This is a genomic window from Cellvibrio fibrivorans, from assembly GCF_031457055.1.
Classification (GTDB): Bacteria; Pseudomonadota; Gammaproteobacteria; order Pseudomonadales; family Cellvibrionaceae; genus Cellvibrio; species Cellvibrio fibrivorans.
The window spans coordinates 320,416-342,862 of sequence record NZ_JAVDVX010000007.1; the positions used below are offsets into that span (position 1 = coordinate 320,416).

Here is a 22,447-nt window from a genome sequence, read left to right on the forward strand (position 1 = left end):
GGATTGACTATGTTTAAACGCGACAAGGATGATGCCGCAACAACGGGCAGCGATAGCAGTGTTCACAGCACCATCAACATAGGTGCACAAGCCGAAGCACAAGCGGAAGCATTTTTACAGCAGCAAGGATTGGTGACTCGCACTAAAAATTATCGCTGCAAACTCGGTGAAATTGATCTGATCATGCTGCAAAAAACTGCGCGCGGGACCTGCTTTGTGTTTGTTGAAGTGCGCCTCCGTACCAACAAGCGTTTTGCCCCTGCAATTGAAACCGTGGATTACCGCAAGCAACAAAAAATTATTCGCACCGCCACCCGTTTTTTACAAGAGCAGCGGCTGTTTGATAAAGTCGCCTGTCGTTTTGATGTGATAGCATTAGATCAAACCGGTACTGCCCCACCCATTCAATGGATTCAAAATGCATTCGGGGCTTGAGCTGCAGTTGCGTCAGCAATTATTGACTCCGCATGGAACCTGCATCACCACACAACATCATCACAAGTAGAATTGCTATGGATCAACGCGTTATCACCCTGTTTCATGAAAGTATCGAAGCAAAAATGCACGCGGGTGAAGAACTTGCGCCACTAATTGCGCAAGCCAGCCAACTGATTGTCCACGCGCTACTAAGCGAGAAAAAAATCCTCACCTGCGGCAACGGAATTTCCGCTGCACAAGCGCAAATATTTACCGCCAGCTTGATCAATCGCTTTGAACAGGAACGCCCGAGTTTGCCGTCATTTAATCTGGGCGCTGATTTCACCACCCAAACTGCGATTGGTAGCGACTACAGCTTTAATGATGTTTACGCTAAACAAATTCGCTCGCTCGGCCAACCGGGAGACGTTTTGCTACTCCTCACCAGCACGGGTAAAGCAAGCAATTTATTGCAGGCCATTAGCGCCGCACATGATAAGGAAATGCAAGTTATTGCACTCACCGCGAGCGATGGCGGCGATGTTGCTGCCTTGCTCGACAACCGCGACCTGGAACTTCGCGTGCCTTCCGTGGCCAAACCCCGTATCCACGAGGTTCATCTCCTCAGCATTTTTTGCCTATGCGATTTAATCGATCAGCAATTGTTTGGAGGCTTTTAAAATGTTTATTGCCCGCACCCTCACCCCCGATCTTATTCACATGGGCAAAGTGTTGGCAATTGTAGTCATCGCCTTAATGCTGCTAAGCAGCTGCGCCAAAATTATTAGTGTTACCACGAGTGAGCCGATCCAGATCAGCACCAACAAACGCACACTCGGAACTAAAATTAATGACCAACAACTGGAAACTTTTGCGCGCGTCAACCTCAATAAAGCCAGCGAACAACTTGAAGATGCACACATCAATATCGATAGTTTTAATGGCTTGGTGCTCTTAACGGGTCAGGTGCCGAACGAACAACTCCGCAACCTCGCAGGCGACACCGTCGGAAAAATAAATTCAGTGCGGCAAGTGCACAACGAGCTGACCTTAGGTGCTCCAACTGGATTTCAAGCGCGCAGTAGAGACAGTTGGATTACCACCAAAATTAAAACCAAACTGGTCGCCAGCAGCATCCAAAGCCGCCGCGTTCTGATTATTACCGAGGCGCAAACTGTATTTTTAATGGGATTGGTGTCGCGATACGAAGCCGATCGCATCACCAACGTTGCCAAAAATACGGATGGTGTAAAGCAAGTGGTTAAGGTATTTGAATACATCGATTAAGCACTGTTTTTACCGCAACACCTTTTGTCCCTTCTTTATTGACGATTGTCACCCAGCCAGCGCAGCCTCTGGCATTCTCTGTACATCCTGCTAGTATCATGCGCACCGCAGATCCGGTTTTATAAACATCACTTGGATAAAACGGCGACAGCGTTATTTCATCCCCATGCAAAGGAAACACCCATGATCTCTACCATCATTCTTCTCGTGATTATTGCTGCACTGGTGTTTTACGTGATCGGGATTTACAACCAGTTGGTAGCGTTGAAAAATCGTTTTGAAAATGCGTTTTCGCAAATTGAAGTACAGTTAAAACGCCGCTATGACTTGATCCCTAACCTGGTTGAGACCGCCAAGGGCTATATCAAACATGAGCGCGAAACATTGGAAGCGGTCATCAATGCGCGCAATCAGGCGATGAATGGTTTACAAGCTGCCGCCGCAAATCCCGGTAGTGCGGTCGCCATGAATGAGCTCGCGGGCGCCGAAAGTTTATTAACCAGCGCGATGGGCCGTCTGAATGTCGTGATGGAAGCCTATCCGGATTTGAAAGCCTCACAAAATATGATGCAGGTTTCCGAAGAGCTGACCAGTACCGAAAATAAAGTCGCGTTCGCGCGTCAGGCGTTTAACGATGCGGTCACCGCCTACAACACCTACAAACAAAGCTTCCCTCCGGTTGTGTTTGCAAAAAGTTTTGGCCATGTCGACGACGCCAGTTTATTGGTGTTTGCCGATAGCGCCGAGATTCAGGCTGCACCCAAAGTACAGTTTTAACCATGCACAACTAAAGTCTTCCTTCTATATATAGAAGGAAGACTTTTAACGCTGGTCGCTGCCATTACATCTTCCTTCTTTATATAGAGCACTAGCTCACTTTTTATTGACAGGTTGCGCATGAATTTCTTTGAGCATCAGGATCGCGCGAGGCGCAATACCAATCATCTGATCCTGCTGTTAATACTTGCAGTACTTTCCCTTGTTGTCATTACCACATTGTTATTTGCAGCATTCGCTTATTTTACGCAAGAACACTATTCTGCCGATGTAGGGGAAACCGTCGGTTTGTGGCAGGGAATTATTAACGCACTGAGCCTGGAAACTTTTATCTTGATCGCTCTGGGGGTTAGCAGTGTTGTGCTGCTCGGAAGTTTATTTCGCTTTTTCCAATTACGCGCGGGCGGCAAAAGTATTGCAGAGGCAATGGGCGGCCGTTTGTTATCCGGCAATACTGTCGATCCTGACGAGCGTAAAATACTGAATGTTGTTGAAGAAATGGCAATTGCATCCGGCGCCGCTGTTCCACCGGTATATTTAATTGAAGACGATGCAATCAATGCCTTTGCCGCAGGTTATCACCCCCAAGACGCGATCATCGGTATTACACGCGGCTGCATACACACATTGAATCGCGATGAGTTACAAGGGGTGATCGCCCATGAGTTCAGCCATATTTTTCATGGTGATATGCGCATCAATATGCGCTTGATTGCTCTCTTGCATGGCATTTTAGTCATCGGTTTGATTGGCGAGTTCTTAATTCGCAGCGCAAGCAACCGCAACATTCGGCGCTCCAGTAAAGATAATTCTCCTGCAGCGATTATGGGATTGGGCCTTGGGTTGTTAATAATTGGTTACAGCGGAATATTTTTTGGCAATTTGATCAAAGCCGCCGTAAGCCGCCAGAGGGAATTTCTTGCCGATGCCTCAGCAGTACAATTTACCCGCAACCCGGATGGTATCGCCGGTGCGCTGAAAAAAATTGGCGGTAGTAGTTATGGCTCGCAATTGCAGAATGAACATGCTGCCGAGTTCAGCCACATGTATTTTGGGCAGGGCGTAAAATCCTTTTTCAACTTGATGGCGACCCATCCACCACTGGAAGACAGGATTAAACGTATTCAGCCCAATTGGGATGGAGAGTTTGCAGAAACGACTTATATAAGAAGGAAGACTTCACATGACGACACCGGTGCGATGGGCTTTAGTGAAGGAGCAACAACCTATACAGATGAAACAACTCGCGTGGTAGTTAATATTGATGCGACCTTGGACCAAATCGCACAGCCAACACAACCTCACGTTATTTACGCCCGCGATCGTATCGCCGCAATCCCGCCACTATTAAAAGAAGCAGCACAAGTACCAGCTAGCGCGCGTGGGTTGGTGTTTGGATTCCTGTTGGATCGCCATCGCGATTTACGCAATCGACAATTCGCACTCCTCAGCGAACATTTAACCACTGCTGATATGGGCGACTTGAATACGATTATTACTATCGCAGCAGATCTTGATGCAAGCCTGCGCTTGCCGGTAATCGAACTATGTTTGGCCGCACTCAAACAATTGTCGCCGGATCAGCATGCAGCATTTATACGTTGCTTGAATGTATTGATCAGCGCCGACCAAAAAGTCAGCATGATGGAATGGGCAATCTATCGTATTGTGCTGCACAACACGGTCACCGATATTAAGCTCACACACAATCGCCAACTCAGCGAATTACATACAGAGTGCCAATTATTATTATCATTACTGGCCTATGCCGGAGCGCGCACCGAGCAAGATGCATCGACTGCTTTTGCACAAGCGCAAAAAATACTGGGTTTTTCCAATTTTGTATTATTGCCACGCAACAGTATTAAGTTGGCTGACGCCGATAAAGCGCTGGAAAAACTTAACCTCATCAAGCCACTGCAAAAACCCCAACTACTGAAAGCCATGAGCGAATGTGTATTGCACGATGGCCAATTGAGTATTGCAGAAGCTGAACTCTTCCGCGCCATCGCCGATAGTCTCGACTGCCCTATTCCACCGCTCATCACCGAGATGCGCAACTAATCATCCCGCCAAGCCTGCAGTTACACCAAACTGTCTACAACAATTGGAGTGCGAGCGGGTATAATGCGCCCCACTTTAGCTTGCTAACTTAAGACGAATCCCGCCAACCACCATGAGGTAATCACCTTGCAACTGGATAACGCATCTGTAGCGCAACTGCGCGAATGGGAAAGCCAACTGACTGAACAATATCAGGCTATCCTCGCCAAAAAACTCAATCTTGACCTGACCCGTGGCAAGCCTTCGGCAGAGCAATTAAATCTGTCGGATGAGCTTGATGGCCTGCTCAAGGGCAACTACATCGCCGCTGACGGCACCGACACCCGCAACTACGGCGGCCTCGACGGCCTGCCCGAAGCCAAACAACTGGGCGCCAACATCATGGGTGTTGAGCCAGCCAACGTGTTGGTAGGCGGGAGCTCTAGTCTGACCCTGATGTTCCAGATGATGCTGACAGCTCATCAGTTCGGTCTCAAAGATGCGTCAAGCGCTTGGAAAAACGAAGGTGAAGTTAAATTCATCTGCCCGGTTCCCGGTTATGACCGTCACTACACCGTGTGCGAGCAACTCGGCATCAAGATGATCAATGTGCCTATGACCTCAACTGGCCCGGATATGGACGCGGTTGAAACATTGCTCAAAGCGGACAAATCCATCAAGGGTATGTGGTGTGTTCCCAAGTACTCCAACCCAACGGGTGTGGTCTACAGCGACGAAACCGTTGAGCGTATCGCCAAACTCGGCCAAATCGCCAGCGCTAACTTCCGCGTATTCTGGGATAACGCTTATTCAGTCCACGACTTAACCGCCAATGCGCCGCAGCTTGCCAGTATTCTCGAAGCAACACGTCGCAACGGCACTGAAGACTCAGTTGTGCAATTTGCATCGACTTCAAAAATTACTCATGCGGGGTCTGGTGTCGCCTTTGTTGCTGCTAGCGCTGCGAACCTCGCTGGCTTCAAAAAGTTTTTGAACAGCTGCACTATCGGCCCGGACAAAGTAAACCAAATTCGCCACACCCGTTTGCTGCCAAACAAAGAAGCATTAATGGCACACATGGGCAAACACGCCGCACTTTTGAATCCACGTTTTGATGCAGTACTCACAGCATTGAGCAAAGCATTCGAAGGCACCGATTTAGGCGCATGGGAAAAACCAGTTGGTGGCTACTTCGTTTCTTTTGATACTCGCAAAAATTGTGCAAAAGAAACCGTTCGCCTTGCAGCAGAAGCAGGTGTGAAATTAACGCCCGCAGGCGCTACTTATCCCTATGGTAAAGACCCTGAAGATCGTAATATTCGTATCGCACCTTCAGTACCTACCGTATCGGAAGTCGTTGGTGCGATGGAAGTATTCGTGACCTGCGTAAAACTGGCATCAGTAAAACAACAGCTCGCGAGCCTCAGCTAATAAAACATTAGATACCACATAACAAAAAGCCGCTTTTATAGCGGCTTTTTGTTTTATTGCGTATATACAAGCAGAACCTCACTACCAATAAAAAGTTAGCGCTACCGCCTCACAACAAAGCGTTCTAACAAATCAGGATTAATTCCAAAACGCTTGCCCCGCTCGTAAAAATCCTTCCTATACTCCAATTAGCAAGAAGTTAATTGCTAAACGTTTTATCAACCATCCTTTTAACTATTTATGGATTGCTTACGTATTTGATAGCGGTGATGGATGCCATAACCAACAAATAGTGTTTAACCCTTTCTCTGCGCATTTCGCCACAGGAGATATTTGTATGGGTGTTGCTGCAACTGTAGAAAAATATCTAAAAGCAAAACAAATCGACTTCACGCTGCTGGAACATGACTACTGCGAAGGTTCATACAACACCGCACGTGTCGCACGCATTGACGACCACTGCCTTGCCAAAGGCGTTCTGTTACGCGATGAAGATTTTCATTACACGCTTTGTGTCTTACCCACACGCAATAAAATCCTCCGCCACACACTGAACCAAATTTTTGATCGGCACATGGAGCTGGTTGAAGAAGAGGAACTAACTGAAATTTTCAAAGACTGCGCTGAAGGCGCGATACCTGCATTAGGTGAAGCCTACGGTATAGATGTAATATGGGACGAAGAATTGATGGGGGTTGAGGAAGTTTATATAGAAGCTGGCGATCACCGCCATCTGATCCGCTTAAAGCAACCTGACTTCGCCCAGCTCATGCAAGACAAACTCCACGATCACTTTAGCGCCGAACGTACACGGCACAGCACACTGCCCAAAAAGTACATCCGCCACGAATACGAACTATAACCATCCACCAAATCACAGACATAAAAAAACCGCCATGTTTCCAAGGCGGTTTTTTTTATTTCCAAGTACCGATTAATTAATTGTCGGTCGGCACGAGAACAACGTTAGGCGCTTTGGCTTCGCGCGCAGCATCTGCAACGGTGACATAAGTGCTGGTATTAGCACGACCACTTGCCTGGATGATGACTGCAGCTTTGGGGAACTCGGCACGCAAGCGCTCAATATTTGAGCGAATAGCACGACCATCAACACGACGCTCGCCTTCTTTCTCCATCAGCCAAATCTGATCGTCTGCAGAGATGCGCACCAGGATGTTAGGTTCGGCATCTTCTGGTGGAGGGTTATTGTTCGGCTCCGGCACATTGGGGTTGATACCCGCCTCTTTCACAAAGGATGCGGTCACGATAAAGAAAATCAACATGATGAAAACCACGTCGAGCATCGGCGTCAAGTCAATCTCGTTAGTATCATCGACGGCACGGCTTTTATGTCTGCGGCTCACTGCGGGTACTCCTCGTGTTATTTGGAACGTTATAGTAAGTCTGTGGTAAAACGCCAATTCTAGCAGTTTTGGCAAAACAAAAACCAACCCTTTACCTGTCCCTTTTGGGAATTTACGCGAAATATTCAGGCAACCTAGAATACATGCTCAATTATTGACCAGACCATAAGCCCCATCAAAATCTTTCCGCACGTGTCAAAAATCAGTCATGTGCCGGGACCAAAGCACGAATCCAGCTGATCCGTTGCAAGCTAATCTGATTGAATCCAATCACTGAATGCCTTCGGCGTAGCCACGCAGGCATACCTCTAAAAACATAACTCCAATACAAAACCCAAATAAGCGGATGCGTAACACCTAAACACGATACCGCCAGACTTATTCACGTCACCGATTGCGATACAAACCTGCATCGCCACTGCGACCAATTTTATGCATTGCTTATCGTTGAAGCGATTGATCCAAACCAACAACTCGCTCCAATATTACTCCCTGGAAACCAAGAACAGCTCCATGAGCAATTGAGCAACACGCTCAACATAAAAAGATATTTTGTATACCGGCATTCAACATTAACCCTGACTTTTCTCCCATCATTAAGTGCACTCACGTCCAGTAGATAAACCAGAGGAGCAACTAAGGCTTTTACTGCGAAGAAAAGTAAATCACCAAGCACGACAATATTTCCTTTAGCTGCAAGGTGCCTATTCGCCCGCGTCAAAAAATTGGAATTAGTCGTGTATATCACTCAATCATCGACTGCTTTAAACAACAAATAAAATCCGGCTTATTCCTGGCGCCGCGCCGAACATAGGGATTCAACCCATCATGCGATAAATAAAATTACCGATCCTCCGTCAATGCAGGCGATACCCTCATGCAACGCAATGTACAGATGCAGAAAGATTGATAAACACCAATCCTGATCATTAAAAATTGACACGCAGCATTAACATCGGCAATTTCTTCCGCTCACGTGAGCACGACTTGAAGCCTTATTAGCCATAAGTGGCCTATCCGACAACATTTTTACCTTGCTCCTCGATCAATTGCGGTTATACGAAAAATTAGCACGCAAATGGGTGTAAATGCTTCTCTAGCATCCCGCACTCACACCTAAACAATCCTGAATACTGTTGAGTGGGGTATTGTTCTACATAACAGCTGTTTTTTGTCGCCATCCAGCCAACACAAACCGTCGAAAACAATACGCAAAAGATCCTTTCTCGCTAAAACAGAATTGGGCACAGGGCAATACTCTGCGTCAGGGAAACCAATTGAGCGACTAAAAACGACGGTAATCACTATTTATATTTTCTAAAATCGCCGGCTTTGAATTATTGATATGCGTTAAATCAACCGTTAACGAGACCCGGAAAGAGTTTCAGACAAAACCAAAATGACCATACACAACCTAAACACAACCTGAAAAATGGATTGAAAATATCGCAACCAAATAAATTTTGGACATTGAAAGGACAAAAAAGAGCGAGCGATGCATGGCTTGTTTTTCTAACGCAGAGAGTAACTCATAGAAAAACTTTCCGAAAAATTCACAAAAACACATTTTTTTACTAAAAATCATCAAAAAAACGCGTTTTTATTGACTATTTAACGCAAAAAACTTGAATTTTTTTAATAAAGTTTTAACTTATACATGTTGTACTTTTTAATCCATTTATCGACTTGTCGAAAACTATAAAGGAAGCACACCATGGCTGCACGTAAACAAACCGCTGTTAATACTGTTGCAAGTTTGGAACAGCAATTGGCTCAACTGAAAGCACAACTGGCAAAAGCTCGCGCAGCTCAAGCGGCTGATGCCGGTAAAGCTGTTGCTGGTTTGGCAAAAGATGCTGCTAAAGCAACTGCTGCATTGAAAGCCGCGCAAAGCAAATTGGCCGCTGCTGCTAAAAAGAAAACCCCAGGCTCAGCTAAGCAAGTTTCTGCAGCTAAAGCTGCTGTTGCTGCAGCAAAGAAAGATGCTACTGCTGCTAAAGCGGCTGTTGCCTCTGCCAAGAAAGAAGCTGCCGCTGCAAAAGCTGCTGCTAAACTTGCTGCCGCTCACGACAAAGCAGTTGCAAAAGCAGAAGCGGCTGTTGCCAAGCGCTTGAAAGCATCAGCTAAGAAAGCTGCTGCAAAAAGTAAAGTAGCTGAGAAAAAAGCTGCTGCTAAAGCCAAGTTAGCTGCTAAGAAAGCTGCTGCTAAAGCGAAAATAGCTGCGAAGAAGCAAGCTGTTAAAGCAAAAGCGGCTGCAAAGAAAGCTGCTTTGAAAAATAAAGCCGCAGCCAAGAAAGCTGCTGCTAAAGCTAAAGTTGCTGCCAAGAAAGCCGCAGCTAAAGCTAAAGCTGCAGCCAAGAAAACTGCAGCCAAAGCTAAAGTTGCAGCTAAGAAGCCTGCAGCCAAGAAAGCTGTAGTTGCCAAAAAACCAGCAGCGAAGAAAGCTGTAGTTGCCAAAAAACCAGCAGCGAAGAAAGCTGTAGCTAAGAAACCAGCTGCGAAAAAAGCTGTAGCTAAAAAGCCGGTAGCCAAGAAAGCTGTGGCAGCCAAAAAACCAGCAGCGAAAAAAGTTGCTGCTAAAAAGCCAGCCGGTGCTGCACCAGCTAAACGTGGTCGCAAGCCAAAAGCTGCTGCTCCTGTAGCTGCTGCTTAATGCTATCGCCCCAATAAAAAAGGCACCTTCGGGTGCCTTTTTTATTGGGGGTACTCAAACAACAATTATGGGACTGAGTTTTCCTGCAGCGCGATTTGGTTAAATACATAGGCGTACATTACCAATCGATGTTCATCAGTTTGACTTGTAAACTCCAATCCGTAGCTAACCAATACTCCTTCACCGAGATTATCTGTCGGATCGACACGCGACCGAATCACACCCGTTAATATCAGGTCTCTTTTCACATCGCGTATATCTACCTGTGCCCTAAGCTCAAGAATATCGCCAATTTCAGCAATATCATCACTCAACTCTATCCGGGTGCCGCTGATACTCATGTCCGAGATAAATCCAGAGGCTTTAATTTTACTTTCCACACTGATATTGGTGACTTCAATTTTTTCGCGAACAGCAACGCGTGTTGCACCACGAATGCCTTTGAAGGTCACTGTTTCAGGATAACTGAGATGTAATATGGGGTAGGGATCTTGTGTTTGGCTCTCAACAATACCGGCAAAAATGCCAATCCCATTATCGATCATTAAGCGGACTACAATTTTTTGCCCTGCACGGAACTTAATCAGCTTACCTGCCTGCTTGGGCACTGACAGCAAAATACTGCGTCCAGGTAAACAACCAATTAATCGACAGGAAAAGCGCTCCGGTTGCCCTGCTAAGGTGGCAGTTTGCAACTGTAATGGGTAGCCATAGGTGAGTTTTAGCTCTTCAAATTTCATTGCCGCTACTACACTAATTATTGGAATGTTATTTTAGTAAGTGTAGCAGTAGAAAAAACTCTTGCCGCAAGGGCGTGGGGCGATCAATCAATACGCCTAGGATTCACGTTCGACGATATGCTGGTTTTGATTGAGCGTGTCGGCAGACAATACACCAAATTCTTTATTCCACTCTAACAGCAACAATGCCAATGCCTGGGATTGCTCATGGAGTGACACCAACTCCTCATGCGTATCTTTAGGACCAAGATACAGCTTTATTTGCCGATGTTTATTGGCCAGCTCATGCTGTAAATGCTGGGACCGGTAAACTTCGAGCTTCCATCGCAAGTTATGCGCAGTATTGCGGTAATAGGAAAGTTTGGTTTGCCGAGATATTGGGCTCACTGAATTTAATGGGCCAAACACATTAAAATCCAACGCCAGCACCATAGATTCTTTTGCCGCAGCATCAGCAATTACGGTTGCCGTTCGCGCCTGTCCCATTAACTGTGCCAAATCACCGAACACTTCACCTGGCGTAACATAATTAACAAGGTCGCCTTGTAACGCCTGATCGACATAAACTGCCAGTTTCCCTTTAAGCAAGAAATAGAGCCAATTACCGGTATCACCTTTTTGCAAAACAATTTCGCCAGGTAGGTAAGAGACAACCCGCGACGCTTGCAGTAACAACTCAAACTGTTTTAGATCCTGCTGCCTTACTGCTTTGAAGAAGGGGATACCCGATAATAAATGATCGAGTGTATCTCGCGGTACCTTGTGCAGAGGTTTCGTTTCCATCATCTACCCGTATGTATATATGTTTTTTATCATTAATTCACTACGAATCAAACCAGAGTGACTAATCCTGCCGTAAAACTCCTTGGATAGGCATGATACTACCGAAAATTTATATAACAACTATAGTCAAATTATCTCTGAGGTACGCTCTAACACTTTTTTTCTATATTATATCCCCGTACAACGTATAAGATTCAGCCTACACCACTGGACGATAAACCAAACCAAAACCACAAAGTCCCTAAAGATAGAGAGTAGTAAGACTATGCGCTTCAACCATCTATTCCGAGTTCTCACCTGTATCTCGCTATTAATGTTATGCCAACTCACTCGCGCTGAACCCATGCTCAATGGTATTGGCGTACATCAGGAATTAGGCCGGGAAGTGTTTATCGGCGCACTCTACTCTGAGTCGCTCAGCAATGATCCCGATACTCTTATGAATAATGTCCAGCCGATGCGCATGGAACTGAAAATAGTGGCACCTGATGGGTTAACGACTCGCCGCTTCAGCCGCATGTGGATTGAAGGCATGGCCGTCAACAGCAAAGCGGATGCGCTCACTGCACAAGCCGATAACATGGTGAAGTTTGATGGTTTGTTTAAAGGCCGTTTTCTAAAAGATGATTTCATCAGCTTTATTAATAATCCCGGCAAGGGCGTCGATATTGCAGTGAATGGTGTGCTGCTGGGCAACATTGATGACAACGCCTTTTTTTCTATGCTGTTATCAACCTGGATTGGCAAAATTCCACTCTCATCCGATTACCGCGATAGCCTTCTTAAAGTGGGCGATGTTGATGCAGGTTTACGTAGCCGCTTCAGCGCGATATCACCAGCGGCTGCGCGCACAGCAGAGGTTAAAACCTGGACTGGCGCTCAAGTCGAAGTAAAAACAGCAGCAGCTTCATCATCCAAATCTTCAGTCAACGCGAAAGTCGAGGTGGCAACGATAGCAAAAACCGAGCTGCCAAAATTGGAGGTTCCCGCGCTTGAAAAACCAGCCTTGGATATTCCAGTTCCTGCGCCACAAGCAGAAAAGCCTGCGCCTGTTACAGCCGCCGCTGCTAGCACACCTGCTAAACCAGTGGCGGTTGCTGCTGCAAAAGTTGAGGAAGAAGAGGAAGAAGGCCCGGCACTAACGGCACAAAGTCTGTTGGCTCGTCAGTTTTATGTATCTGATGTCATCAAAAAAATCCGCGGCAAAACCAAATATCCGCAACGCGCATTGGATCGAGATCAGGAAGGGAGCGTGCGTGTTGCTATCGTTATCGATCGTGAAGGCACTGTTCTCAGCACCAACATTTTGGAAACCAGCAAGTTTGATATGCTAAATAAAGAAGCCCTTGAAGCGATAAAACGCTCAGCACCTTTCCCCGCTTTACCGGCAGAAATAGCGGGCTCGCGATTTGAGTTTACGGTACCTATGCGTTGGACCCTGCCGAAATAAAATCTGCACCATCTTGATACCAATAAAAAGGCCACCCTCTGCGGTGGCTTTTTTATTGCAACTGAAATCAAATCACTAGCCCAGTTGACGCAAGCGCTGCTCTATCACCTTATGGATTCCACTGCGCTCCAAGGTTGAGTGCTCTGCCAAACGATCCAGATGGATGGCATGTAAGTGCAAGCAAGGGGTTGAGGCATCCAATTCACGCAAATCCCCTTTCATTAACACCGGTAGAAAGGGTTTATGCGGCGGGAGTTTTTGACGAACAATATTCAAGCCCATTTGCAGTGGTACAGCACGATATTTAACGGTGCCACTTCGAAAGGGAATACGCAAAAACAAACAGGGACGCGATTGGTAAATGCCGGGAATAATTTCCATCCCGGTGGGTGTAACTGCATTGGGGGGGATACCATTGAAGGTATCGTGCGGCATATAGGGATTCGGCAAAATCACCAACTTTCGATCTTCTTCCTTGGGAAAGAAAATATTGTAGTTTGTATAGAGCTGTTCCACTGAGCTGGAATAGACACAGAGTTTATTTTCAAACCCCATAACAAAATCCACCGCACGCTGGCGCTGGTTAAATGCATCCAGATCCCAAATAAGATCCTTATTGTCGGAAGCTGCTGTCAAAGTTGCGCCTGTTTTAGTTGATAATAGTAATGGTCTGAGTATAACCGAGCGAAGGGCGCCTAACATCCAGCTTAGCAGTCCAGTGCCTCAACCTTCGCCAAAATCCAACGAATTTGAGTTAAACCACTTTCACTCAGTAAAAAACCAGTGCGCGTATGGCCAAGATATTCTTTTTCATCAATCGCTGCACAGGCATCGCGAAAGGGTTCTAGCTCCGGGCAATGGCGAAACGACGAGGACAAAAAAATCGCCCAATCATTTTCGCTGGCCTGCCCCACCAATACCTTTTGCAACAGCTCGACCAAGTCTTCCCTGGTCATCTGGTAACGCGGAGTTTTTACCCACAGCAATACCCCTATAACACTCAGGAATACGGCCAAGGTGATAAAAAAAACGAGCATCTATTAGTGCTCGCGAGTCGCGCGGAAGACCACATCAGGATGCCGCTCTTGGGTAAGGGATAAATTTACCCGTGACGGCGCGAGATAGGTGAGGTGGCCACCGCCATCCAATGCCAAATTTTCAGCACATTTGCGATTAAACTCTTCCAGCTTTTTCGGATCAATACAATCGCACCAGCGCGCGGTGGTGACGTTGACCGGTTCATAAACTGCTTCCACTTTATATTCATCTTTCAAACGATAGGCGACCACCTCAAATTGCAGAACGCCCACTGCGCCCACAACGATATCGTTATTGTTAATGGGAAAAAATACTTGCGTGGAACCCTCTTCCGATAACTGCTGCAAACCTTTTTGCAGCTGTTTCATTTTAAGTGGATCTTTCAAGCGGATGCGGCGGAATAATTCCGGTGCAAAGTGCGGAATACCAGTGAACTTCAAATTTTCGCCTTCAGTGAAAGTATCGCCGATTTGAATGGTACCGTGGTTGTGCAACCCGATAATATCGCCTGCAATAGCCTCATCAACAGCACTGCGGTCACCCGCCATAAACGTCACTGCATCGGCAATTTTCACATCCTTGCCCAGACGCACATGCTTCATCTTCATGCCTTGCGAATAAGTGCCGGAGCAGATACGCATAAACGCTATGCGGTCGCGATGTTTGGGATCCATGTTGGCTTGAATCTTAAAAATAAAACCGCTGAATTTTTCTTCGCCCGGTTCAACCAATCGTTCATGAGTGGCGCGCGCGCGCGGTGTCGGAGCCCATTCAACAAAACCATCCAGCATTTCACGCACACCAAAGTTGCCCAGCGCAGTACCAAAAAATACCGGCGTCATACGGCCAGCGAGGTATTCCTCCAAATCAAATTGGTTCGTTGCGCCGCGTACAAATTCAATTTGGTCGCGCACATCCTGCGCATAGGCACCGAGCAATTTTGTGGCTTCTGCACTATCGAGGCCTTTGATTTGGATATCGTCGGGAATCGTGTGACCCATCCCCTGCTGATAAACATGAATCACATCGGTATAAAAATTATAAACGCCGACAAATTCTTTACCGCTACCTAACGGCCAATTGATTGGCGCTGCGGTAATTTTTAACACGTTTTCAATTTCATCAAGTAGCTCAACGGCATCGCGGCTTTCGCGATCCATTTTATTGATGAAGGTTAAAATTGGAGTGTCGCGCAGGCGGCAGACTTCCATCAATTTAATCGTGCGATCCTCTACACCTTTCGCGCCGTCGATCATCATCAACACAGAATCTACTGCGGTAAGTGTGCGATAAGTATCTTCCGAGAAATCTTCGTGGCCGGGGGTATCAAGCAAATTGACGATGCGATCCTTGTAGGGAAACTGCATCACCGAGGAGGTCACGGAAATACCGCGTTCCTGCTCCATGGTCATCCAATCCGATTTGGCATGGGGACCGCGCTTGCCTTTAACCGAGCCCGCTAATTGAATGGCATTGCCCCACAGCAATAATTTTTCCGTCACCGTGGTTTTACCGGCATCCGGGTGGGAAATAATCGCAAAGGTGCGACGCTTGGCGAGTTCAGCAGTTAAATTAATCATAAAAATATCGCGTCAAAAGAGAAAAATAAAAAGATACAAAAGAAGTGCGGGAATTATACCCTGTGAGTTATCCCTTGGTGGGAAGCTTCGGCGGAGAATTCTCAGCGTGCTATGGCTCAGCAGAAGCTGCTTGCTGGTGGATATGTTTTCTTAGCCACAGCCACGCCCATAGGCCCAGCAAAAGATTGGCGAGTGCAGTCGCGACAAAAAGCCCCGTCATGCCCCACCAATGTTGTCCAAGCCAAGCCAGCGGTAAATACACATAAAGCACGCGGCCGGCAGATATCAGCATCGCTGGCCAAGGGCGCCCCAAACCATTGAAAGCCGCGTTGACCGCCATCACCAAACCATAGGCGCCGTAGCTGATCGGCACAATCATAAGATAGGTTGCGGTAATGGTAACCACTTCGGCGTGATCGCCAAATAACCCCGCAATTTCTGCCCCTAAAAAGCCAAGTACGACCGCTAATATCACACCAAAAACCAAACAAAAAACCGTGAGCACGCGCAGGGCTTCATATAAACGGTCCAGTTTTCCTGCACCGAAGTTCTGCCCGAAAAACGGCCCTACCACACCGGAAAGCGCATAGAAAACTATCAGCGCCAGAGGTTCGATACGCATTGCAATTCCCAGTGCTGCTACCGCATCGGTACCATAGGCAGCGACCATCGCCACCACAATCGCACTGGCAAAAGGGATAATGACGTTGGCGACCATGGCGGGTACGCCCACTTCAACAATTGTCATCCAGGATTTCTTTAGCTTTTCCCAAGGCAAAAATGGATTGACTAACATGTGCACACGCGCATGCAAAATATAAAGGGCAACTACCAGCATTAACGCACGAGTAAACAGTGTGGCTAACGCTGCGCCTTGTAGACCCAATGCTGGAAAACCGAACAAACCGAAAATCAAAATAGGATCGAGCAGCACATTGAGCAGTGCAGCGCCCCCCATCAAATAGCCCTGCACCTGGCTCATGCCCATTGCCCGGAGCGCCGATAGGCACACCATAGGCACCATCAAACAGGGCGCACTGAAATACCAAATGGACATGTAGGAGCGAATCAGCGGAATCAAATCCGGTGTAGCGCCCAGCGCGAGAAACAGGGGTTCAAGTGTGATCCATCCCAATAAGCACACACTCGCCGAGATGATGAACGTGAGGCTCATGGCGTCGGTAGCAAGCCGCCGCGCCTTGCTGGAATCGCCCTCGCCAATTGCGCGGGCGACAGCCGATGATGTGCCAGCCCCCAGACCAATACCCAGACTGGTGAGCACCATAATAATCGGAAAGGTAAAGCTCAGGGCGGCCAGGGGTTCGCGCCCCAATTGGGCGATGAAAAAGGTTTCTATCGCATTGAGCGACATGGTCGCCATCAGCCCCCAGACCAGAGGCAAAGCCAGGGTTTTTAGCTGTTCAGAGACCCGTCCTTCGGTAAGGGTTGCTGGTAAGGGGGTTGTCATAAACGCTGCCGGCTGTTGTAACCAAGAAAAGGCGATCAAAAAATGGCGTGCAGTATACACCAGTCCCTATGCGCGGCTCCGCTTTGAGCAGAGTGAAGCGCGACAAAGTGTCGCACCACCGATTTCCCGCTAAAGCAGTTTGCGCGGCATCAGTTCGCTATAATCCACCTCTCCAGCCGCTGCTTACCCGGACTCCAATGCCTCAAAAGACTATGATCAATGCGCCCTTCACCTTGGCTGGCCACGCGCAGCATTTGGGTTATTGGGTGATTATCCGCACCTTGATTTTGATTTGCCTCGGTATCGCCGCCGTTATCTTTTTGTGGGATGGTACGGTCAACTTGCCGTTTACTGAAATTCTCACTGCACTGGTTATTCTGACGAGTGTCAACCTGCTCACGTTCGTGCGTTTGCGCAAACCATTAGCCGTCACCCAGATGGAGTTTTTTATCCAGCTACTGGTAGATTTAGCCTGTTTAACTGCGGTGTTTTACTTTAGCGGCGGCGCCAACAATCCATTTGTTTCCTATTTTTTAGTACCTATCTGTATTTGTGCAGCAACCTTAAGTGGCCGCTATACACTCGCCATTGCCGGTTTAAGTGTTATGAGTTATTCGCTGCTACTATTTTTCCACATCCCCTTGCCCATCCTCTCTCCCCATCACCACCAAGCCGACCACTCAATCAATTTGCATGTGCTCGGTATGTGGCTGAATTTTTTTATCAGCGCCTGTCTGATTACTTACTTTATCGTGAAAATGGCGCGCGACCTGCGCGCGCAAGAAGCGCAATTAAATCGCTGGCGTGAAGATCAGTTGCGCGATGAACAAGTAATGGCAGTCGCTACACTTGCGGCGGGAACCGCCCATGAACTGGGCACGCCTCTATCAACAATGAAACTCTTGCTCAGTGAGTTACGCACCGAATACAAAAACGTTGATCCGCTGCAAAAAGATTTGCAACTACTGCAGGAACAGGTCAACCAGTGTGCCAACACCTTGCGCGAATTGGTTGCCACTGCCGAGCAAACCAAAGACGGGCAATTACCCAGCGACAATATCAGCAACTACTGTAATACCATAATCGAGCGCTGGAAAATTATGCGCCCCGATGTCGTATCTACAATTAATATTGCACCTAATCAACCGGACATGATTGTACAATTTCACCCAACTATTGCCCAGGCAATTATCAATTTATTGAATAACGCCGCCGATGCCAGCCCGCAAAATATAGAAATTGATATCAATTGGAATGCACAAAATATGCAATGGGCAATTAAAGACAGCGGTGCGGGAATTGCCGAAGAAGTGACTGCTCATTTGGGTAAATCATTTATCTCAACTAAAACCAAAGGACTCGGTATTGGTTTGCTGTTGACGCAGGCTACGATTAATCGCTACGGCGGAACTGTATCGCTCCATAATCGCGTACCGCGTGGCACTATTACACGTCTCGAATTACCTATCACACTTGTATCACCGACAGAGCCACTCGCAATATGAGCGCAACGACCACGGATTTTTTAATTGTAGATGATGACCAAACCCTGGCGGGCATGCTTGAGCGCGTACTGCAAAGGCGCGGTTTTTCAACAATATCAGCAAGCAATGCAACCCAGGCGCTACAACTAGCTAGCAGTATTGATTTTGCACGGGCTATTGTCGATTTGAAATTAGGTAGTGATTCAGGCCTGCAACTAACACGTGAATTAAAATTGCGTCAACCGGAACTGGCGATAGTAATGCTGACCGGGTATTCGAGTATTTCAACCGCCGTCGAAGCGGTAAAATTAGGTGCAGTAAATTATTTATGCAAGCCCGCAGATGCCGATGAAATCCTTGCTGCGTTTGGAGAGCAAAAACAGCAATCCGCTATTGAGCCAACTTATACACCGCTCTCAATTGACCGCTTGGAGTGGGAGCACATTCAAAAAATACTGCAGGAAAATGATGGCAATATCTCCGCAACAGCAAGGGCATTGGGTATGCATCGCCGCACACTACAACGCAAACTTCATAAGCGTCCTGTGAAGCAATAAATTCCGTGGATGTTGTTACAAAAGCTGCCGCGCCATTAAAAGTGCATCTTCATAGCCATTAACAGTAGGATAATAATTTTTGCGCTGACCAACTTCGAAAAAATCCTCTCTTTCATAAAGTGCAATTGCCTTGCGATTAGACATACGCACCTCCAAAAACAACATATCCGCTTTTGCTTTAACGCAATTCACAGCATGAGCCAATAAGCACTGACCTATTCCTTTGCGCTGATAAGCCGGTGCAACTGAAATATTCAGCAACTCAGCATCGCCGCCACCATGAGTAACGACCACATAACCCACCAAGATTCCCTTATGTTCTGCCAACCAACATTTTTGCCGACCGTTTAAGCAGTCTTCAAAACTGGATTGTCGCCAAGGGTGAGAATGAGCGATACGCTCAAGCGCCATTACGTGCGGAATATCCTCCGCCGTGATTAAACGGAATTGCAATGCCAAGCCGTTGTAGGTTTCGCACGCGAGAGAAAGTTCTTCGGTCATTGTTTTAATTTCGGTGTAAAAACAAAATTACGGCAGACAAGCCCATAATCTGGATTTTTGTGTAGGGTTTTGCAGCAGCTGATTAAGGCTCGGCAAGATCAATGCTTGCAAAGACATATCCTTGATAGGTTGCGCTGTCCAACATATTGCCGCCAAATCGCGACTTGCATCCAACCAATAGCGCGCAGCACTTTCGCCCATCAACCATAGCTTATGAATAGGGCGCAATTCATTTTCTACCGCAAGCCAAGTCTGCAATTCATTGCGCGCATCATCCTCAGTGCGCGATACAAACCGGTTCTCAATCATCGGCCAACGCAAGACCTCTTCGCCAAGCGCAGGCTGTACTGCCTTTAGATGCACACGTAAAAGATTATTAAGCAGAACCTCAGTAGGCAATGCCAGCTTCGTGTTACGCGAATCGATAATTAAAAAACCAGGCTGGGGGCGATAAACACTCAGTGAAAAAGGTTGTACAACCGGCGCTTTTTTTTCTTCCAATTGCTGCAGAATCACTGCAGCATTGATTGCCAGAGGCGCCTTTTTTTGCTCGCCCAAATCGGCCATTGCCGCTAATACATTCGGTGCAGAGGGTTTACTTTCGATCCTAGTTTCTATTGTTACAGCCTCCAAAGACGCAGGAGTTGCAGCAACAGGAATATCATACACTGGTAGCACACAGGCAACTGAAACAGGGGCAGAAGGCATGAGCCAGCGCGGGGCATAATTTTCTATGCCGAGCGCCGATAAATAGGCTTGCCGCTGCAATTCATTCATAACCAGATCAGATTCCGTCGTGTTGTGGATGGGCTTTGGCGGCATGAGCGCTTAACAAATTAAGTGCGTGCAAATATGCCTTTGCCGATGCAGTAACAATATCAGTATCAGCACCAACACCGTTAACAATTTGACCATCGTGTTCCAAGCGCACAGTGACATCACCAAGTGAATCAGTTCCCTGTGTAATAGCATTGACTGAATAAAGCTGTAAATGCGAGTGGCTATTCACCAGACTTTCTATCGCTTTAAATGTAGCATCAACCGGTCCAGAACCTATAGCATCCGCACTGACAGATTTACCGCGAATTTTTACTTCCACTTTCGCGCGAGGGCTCTGGCCTGTTTTACAAACCACCTCCATCTCACCCAATTCATAAACATCAACCAGGCTATGTGCTTGAGTGTCGCTGACCAGTGCCTGCAAATCTTCATCAAAAATTTCATGCTTTTTATCGGCAAGATCTTTGAATTTTACGAACGCAGCATTGAGTGCATCATTGTCTACAAAGCTAATCCCCAGTGCTTCAAAACGCGCTTTTACCGCCGCACGCCCCGAGTGCTTTCCCAACACCAGTTTATTGGTATTCCAACCCACATCTTCTGCGCGCATGATTTCATAAGTTTCACGATGTTTTAAAATACCATCCTGATGAATACCGGATTCATGTGCAAATGCATTAGCGCCAACAATGGCTTTATTTGGCTGAACAGGAAAGCCGGTAATACTTGAAACCAAACGGGAGGTAGGCACTATGTGGCTGATATCGATACAGGTTTCAACGGGCATTAAATCCTTGCGCGTTTTAACCGCCATCACAATTTCTTCAAGCGCAGCGTTGCCAGCGCGCTCACCCAGACCATTAATCGTGCATTCAACTTGTCTTGCACCATGCATAACAGCAGAGAGTGAATTAGCAACGGCAAGGCCAAGATCGTTATGGCAATGAGTGGAAAAAATAGCTTTATCCGAGTTAGGGATAGCTTCAATTAAACGGCGAAATAAGAATCCATATTCACCTGGTTCCCCGTAGCCGACAGTGTCCGGTAAATTGATTGTGCGAGCGCCCGCATCAATTACCGACTCAATGATGCGACACATAAAATCGAATTCGGAACGGCTGGCATCTTCGAGGGAGAATTCGACATCATCGGTAAATTGCCGTGCTAATTTAATCGCCGCCACCGCCTGCTCCAACACTTTGGGAGGCTCCATTTGCAGCTTGTATTTCATATGAATCGGTGAAGTTGCAATAAAAGTGTGGATACGGCCAGAGTTTGCAGGTTTTATTGCTTCGCCAGCGCGCTCAATATCGCCCTTTATCGCACGCGCCAAACTGCACACAGTTGAATCTTTAATAACTTCAGCCACAGCACGAACCGACTCAAAATCTCCTTGGCTCGCAATTGCAAAACCTGCCTCAATAACATCCACGTGCATTTTTTCCAGCATCTTTGCGATACGCACTTTTTCATCGCGGGTCATAGATGCACCGGGGCTTTGCTCTCCGTCACGCAAAGTGGTATCAAAAATGACGAGTTTATCTTTCTGTGTCATATAGTTTTGCCAGAAGGAAAGTTTGATTAATTATAAATCAATATAGGAAAGAACAAGCACTAAGTCTTCGGGTAATTAAGGCAGTGTGATTCTGCAGCCCCTAAAAGCGCAATGAGAGAGGTTGGAGTCTCTGCGCCTAATGCTGAAGCTATAAAAAGAATGCGTAACAAAACGGCGGATCAAAAAAAACGCCCTGCAGTTACCTGAGGGCGTTTTTAGTATTAGAAGCTTGACGATGACCTACTCTCACATGGGGAGACCCCACACTACCATCGGCGCTAAGTCGTTTCACTTCTGAGTTCGGTATGGGATCAGGTGGTTCCAACTTGCTATGGTCGTCAAGCAATTCTGCATGAGTTCGGAGGTCTTAGGATGTGTAGCACATCAGCCTCGATTGACTCAAATAGGGTGGTGGATGTAAAGCGTTGCTGTTTTACTGCTGTTTTTTACATATCTGTATTTTACAGTGTTTTGGATGCTTGTATATCTTAACAAGTCCGGTGCAGTGTTAGTGCATTTGAATCTGTAAACCGTCTAAC

At 46.9% G+C, this 22,447-nt stretch carries 21 protein-coding genes and 1 rRNA gene; 11 read left to right on the top strand and 11 right to left on the bottom strand.

Annotated features, from left to right (window positions below):
- The first annotated feature begins 9 nt into the window (after nt 1-9).
- From J2X05_RS18505 to J2X05_RS18535, 7 genes are all read left to right on the top strand, one after another.
- Entirely contained in the window at nt 10-435 is a 426-nt protein-coding gene (locus J2X05_RS18505; protein WP_310075367.1) for a YraN family protein, read from the top strand.
- A 77-nt stretch (nt 436-512) separates the two neighbouring features.
- Nucleotides 513-1,097 carry an SIS domain-containing protein gene (locus tag J2X05_RS18510; protein ID WP_374725284.1) on the top strand — a complete coding sequence of 195 codons (585 nt, stop codon included), beginning with the start codon at nt 513-515 and terminating at the stop codon, nt 1,095-1,097.
- Nucleotide 1,098: 1 nt separating this feature from the next.
- Entirely contained in the window at nt 1,099-1,704 is a 606-nt protein-coding gene (locus tag J2X05_RS18515; RefSeq protein WP_310075368.1) for a BON domain-containing protein, read from the top strand.
- A gap of 183 nt (nt 1,705-1,887) precedes the next feature.
- Nucleotides 1,888-2,481, top strand: coding sequence for a LemA family protein (locus tag J2X05_RS18520; RefSeq protein WP_310075369.1), 594 nt, complete (start codon nt 1,888-1,890; stop codon nt 2,479-2,481).
- Between the two features lie 120 nt (nt 2,482-2,601).
- Nucleotides 2,602-4,545: a M48 family metallopeptidase gene (locus J2X05_RS18525; protein WP_310075370.1), complete on the top strand. Its 1,944-nt coding sequence runs from the start codon at nt 2,602-2,604 to the stop codon at nt 4,543-4,545.
- A 126-nt stretch (nt 4,546-4,671) separates the two neighbouring features.
- Entirely contained in the window at nt 4,672-5,955 is a 1,284-nt protein-coding gene (locus J2X05_RS18530) for an aspartate aminotransferase type Ic (RefSeq protein ID WP_310075372.1), read from the top strand.
- A gap of 337 nt (nt 5,956-6,292) precedes the next feature.
- Nucleotides 6,293-6,817, top strand: coding sequence for an aminoacyl-tRNA deacylase (locus J2X05_RS18535; protein WP_310075374.1), 525 nt, complete (start codon nt 6,293-6,295; stop codon nt 6,815-6,817).
- A gap of 76 nt (nt 6,818-6,893) precedes the next feature.
- Here J2X05_RS18535 and J2X05_RS18540 read toward each other — a convergent pair whose 3' ends face one another.
- Nucleotides 6,894-7,319: an ExbD/TolR family protein gene (locus J2X05_RS18540; RefSeq protein WP_310075376.1), complete on the bottom strand. Its 426-nt coding sequence runs from the start codon at nt 7,317-7,319 to the stop codon at nt 6,894-6,896.
- A gap of 1,714 nt (nt 7,320-9,033) precedes the next feature.
- On the opposite strand from J2X05_RS18540, the gene J2X05_RS18545 reads away from it, so the two are divergent.
- Nucleotides 9,034-9,972, top strand: coding sequence for a hypothetical protein (locus J2X05_RS18545; RefSeq protein ID WP_310075378.1), 939 nt, complete (start codon nt 9,034-9,036; stop codon nt 9,970-9,972).
- A 65-nt stretch (nt 9,973-10,037) separates the two neighbouring features.
- On the opposite strand, the gene J2X05_RS18550 is transcribed toward J2X05_RS18545, so the two are convergent.
- Both J2X05_RS18550 and J2X05_RS18555 read right to left on the bottom strand, forming a co-directional pair.
- Nucleotides 10,038-10,712, bottom strand: coding sequence for a flagellar brake protein (locus J2X05_RS18550; RefSeq protein WP_310075379.1), 675 nt, complete (start codon nt 10,710-10,712; stop codon nt 10,038-10,040).
- A gap of 96 nt (nt 10,713-10,808) precedes the next feature.
- Nucleotides 10,809-11,495: a cyclic nucleotide-binding domain-containing protein gene (locus J2X05_RS18555; RefSeq protein WP_310075382.1), complete on the bottom strand. Its 687-nt coding sequence runs from the start codon at nt 11,493-11,495 to the stop codon at nt 10,809-10,811.
- Between the two features lie 343 nt (nt 11,496-11,838).
- Between J2X05_RS18555 and J2X05_RS18560 the strand changes: the two genes are divergently transcribed.
- The gene (locus J2X05_RS18560) at nt 11,839-12,945 is read left to right on the top strand and encodes a TonB family protein (protein WP_310075384.1); all 1,107 of its coding nucleotides are present in this window, start codon (nt 11,839-11,841) and stop codon (nt 12,943-12,945) included.
- Between the two features lie 75 nt (nt 12,946-13,020).
- On the opposite strand, the gene J2X05_RS18565 is transcribed toward J2X05_RS18560, so the two are convergent.
- The 4 genes from J2X05_RS18565 to J2X05_RS18580 all read right to left on the bottom strand — a co-directional run bounded on the left by J2X05_RS18565 (nt 13,021) and on the right by J2X05_RS18580 (nt 17,031).
- Nucleotides 13,021-13,581, bottom strand: coding sequence for a hypothetical protein (locus tag J2X05_RS18565; RefSeq protein ID WP_310075386.1), 561 nt, complete (start codon nt 13,579-13,581; stop codon nt 13,021-13,023).
- Between the two features lie 71 nt (nt 13,582-13,652).
- Nucleotides 13,653-13,982 carry a hypothetical protein gene (locus tag J2X05_RS18570; protein WP_310075388.1) on the bottom strand — a complete coding sequence of 110 codons (330 nt, stop codon included), beginning with the start codon at nt 13,980-13,982 and terminating at the stop codon, nt 13,653-13,655.
- Nucleotides 13,983-13,985: 3 nt separating this feature from the next.
- Nucleotides 13,986-15,563 carry a peptide chain release factor 3 gene (locus tag J2X05_RS18575; protein ID WP_310075390.1) on the bottom strand — a complete coding sequence of 526 codons (1,578 nt, stop codon included), beginning with the start codon at nt 15,561-15,563 and terminating at the stop codon, nt 13,986-13,988.
- 109 nt (nt 15,564-15,672) lie between these two features.
- Entirely contained in the window at nt 15,673-17,031 is a 1,359-nt protein-coding gene (locus J2X05_RS18580) for an MATE family efflux transporter (protein ID WP_310075392.1), read from the bottom strand.
- Between the two features lie 197 nt (nt 17,032-17,228).
- Here J2X05_RS18580 and J2X05_RS18585 point away from each other — a divergent pair, with 197 nt between their 5' ends.
- Together J2X05_RS18585 and J2X05_RS18590 are read left to right on the top strand one after the other, a co-directional pair.
- Entirely contained in the window at nt 17,229-18,536 is a 1,308-nt protein-coding gene (locus tag J2X05_RS18585) for an ATP-binding protein (RefSeq protein WP_310075394.1), read from the top strand.
- The gene (locus tag J2X05_RS18590; protein ID WP_310075396.1) at nt 18,533-19,072 is read left to right on the top strand and encodes a response regulator transcription factor; all 540 of its coding nucleotides are present in this window, start codon (nt 18,533-18,535) and stop codon (nt 19,070-19,072) included. Before J2X05_RS18585 ends, J2X05_RS18590 begins: the two co-directional genes overlap by 4 nt.
- A gap of 15 nt (nt 19,073-19,087) precedes the next feature.
- On the opposite strand, the gene rimI is transcribed toward J2X05_RS18590, so the two are convergent.
- The 4 genes from rimI to rrf form a co-directional block, all read right to left on the bottom strand.
- Nucleotides 19,088-19,573 carry a ribosomal protein S18-alanine N-acetyltransferase gene (gene rimI / locus J2X05_RS18595; protein WP_310075398.1) on the bottom strand — a complete coding sequence of 162 codons (486 nt, stop codon included), beginning with the start codon at nt 19,571-19,573 and terminating at the stop codon, nt 19,088-19,090.
- A gap of 27 nt (nt 19,574-19,600) precedes the next feature.
- Nucleotides 19,601-20,350, bottom strand: a complete 750-nt coding sequence (locus tag J2X05_RS18600) for a hypothetical protein (protein ID WP_310075400.1) — start codon at nt 20,348-20,350, stop codon at nt 19,601-19,603.
- 7 nt (nt 20,351-20,357) lie between these two features.
- Entirely contained in the window at nt 20,358-21,908 is a 1,551-nt protein-coding gene (locus J2X05_RS18605) for a 2-isopropylmalate synthase (RefSeq protein ID WP_310075402.1), read from the bottom strand.
- A 227-nt stretch (nt 21,909-22,135) separates the two neighbouring features.
- Nucleotides 22,136-22,251: ribosomal RNA gene (gene rrf, locus J2X05_RS18610) — 5S ribosomal RNA — on the bottom strand.
- Nucleotides 22,252-22,447 lie beyond the last annotated feature (196 nt).

What these genes read in the sequence shown, in the direction of transcription:
- J2X05_RS18505 (WP_310075367.1), top strand. Translation starts at nt 10, where the DNA reads ATGTTTAAACGCGACAAGGATGATGCCGCAACAACGGGCAGCGATAGC.
- J2X05_RS18510 (WP_374725284.1), top strand. Translation starts at nt 513, where the DNA reads ATGGATCAACGCGTTATCACCCTGTTTCATGAAAGTATCGAAGCAAAA.
- J2X05_RS18515 (WP_310075368.1), top strand. Translation starts at nt 1,099, where the DNA reads ATGTTTATTGCCCGCACCCTCACCCCCGATCTTATTCACATGGGCAAA.
- J2X05_RS18520 (WP_310075369.1), top strand. Translation starts at nt 1,888, where the DNA reads ATGATCTCTACCATCATTCTTCTCGTGATTATTGCTGCACTGGTGTTT.
- J2X05_RS18525 (WP_310075370.1), top strand. Translation starts at nt 2,602, where the DNA reads ATGAATTTCTTTGAGCATCAGGATCGCGCGAGGCGCAATACCAATCAT.
- J2X05_RS18535 (WP_310075374.1), top strand. Translation starts at nt 6,293, where the DNA reads ATGGGTGTTGCTGCAACTGTAGAAAAATATCTAAAAGCAAAACAAATC.
- J2X05_RS18545 (WP_310075378.1), top strand. Translation starts at nt 9,034, where the DNA reads ATGGCTGCACGTAAACAAACCGCTGTTAATACTGTTGCAAGTTTGGAA.
- J2X05_RS18550 (WP_310075379.1), bottom strand. Translation starts at nt 10,712, where the DNA reads ATGAAATTTGAAGAGCTAAAACTCACCTATGGCTACCCATTACAGTTG.
- J2X05_RS18555 (WP_310075382.1), bottom strand. Translation starts at nt 11,495, where the DNA reads ATGGAAACGAAACCTCTGCACAAGGTACCGCGAGATACACTCGATCAT.
- J2X05_RS18560 (WP_310075384.1), top strand. Translation starts at nt 11,839, where the DNA reads ATGCTCAATGGTATTGGCGTACATCAGGAATTAGGCCGGGAAGTGTTT.
- J2X05_RS18570 (WP_310075388.1), bottom strand. Translation starts at nt 13,982, where the DNA reads ATGCTCGTTTTTTTTATCACCTTGGCCGTATTCCTGAGTGTTATAGGG.
- J2X05_RS18575 (WP_310075390.1), bottom strand. Translation starts at nt 15,563, where the DNA reads ATGATTAATTTAACTGCTGAACTCGCCAAGCGTCGCACCTTTGCGATT.
- J2X05_RS18580 (WP_310075392.1), bottom strand. Translation starts at nt 17,031, where the DNA reads ATGACAACCCCCTTACCAGCAACCCTTACCGAAGGACGGGTCTCTGAA.
- J2X05_RS18585 (WP_310075394.1), top strand. Translation starts at nt 17,229, where the DNA reads ATGCCTCAAAAGACTATGATCAATGCGCCCTTCACCTTGGCTGGCCAC.
- J2X05_RS18590 (WP_310075396.1), top strand. Translation starts at nt 18,533, where the DNA reads ATGAGCGCAACGACCACGGATTTTTTAATTGTAGATGATGACCAAACC.
- rimI (WP_310075398.1), bottom strand. Translation starts at nt 19,573, where the DNA reads ATGACCGAAGAACTTTCTCTCGCGTGCGAAACCTACAACGGCTTGGCA.
- J2X05_RS18600 (WP_310075400.1), bottom strand. Translation starts at nt 20,350, where the DNA reads ATGAATGAATTGCAGCGGCAAGCCTATTTATCGGCGCTCGGCATAGAA.
- J2X05_RS18605 (WP_310075402.1), bottom strand. Translation starts at nt 21,908, where the DNA reads ATGACACAGAAAGATAAACTCGTCATTTTTGATACCACTTTGCGTGAC.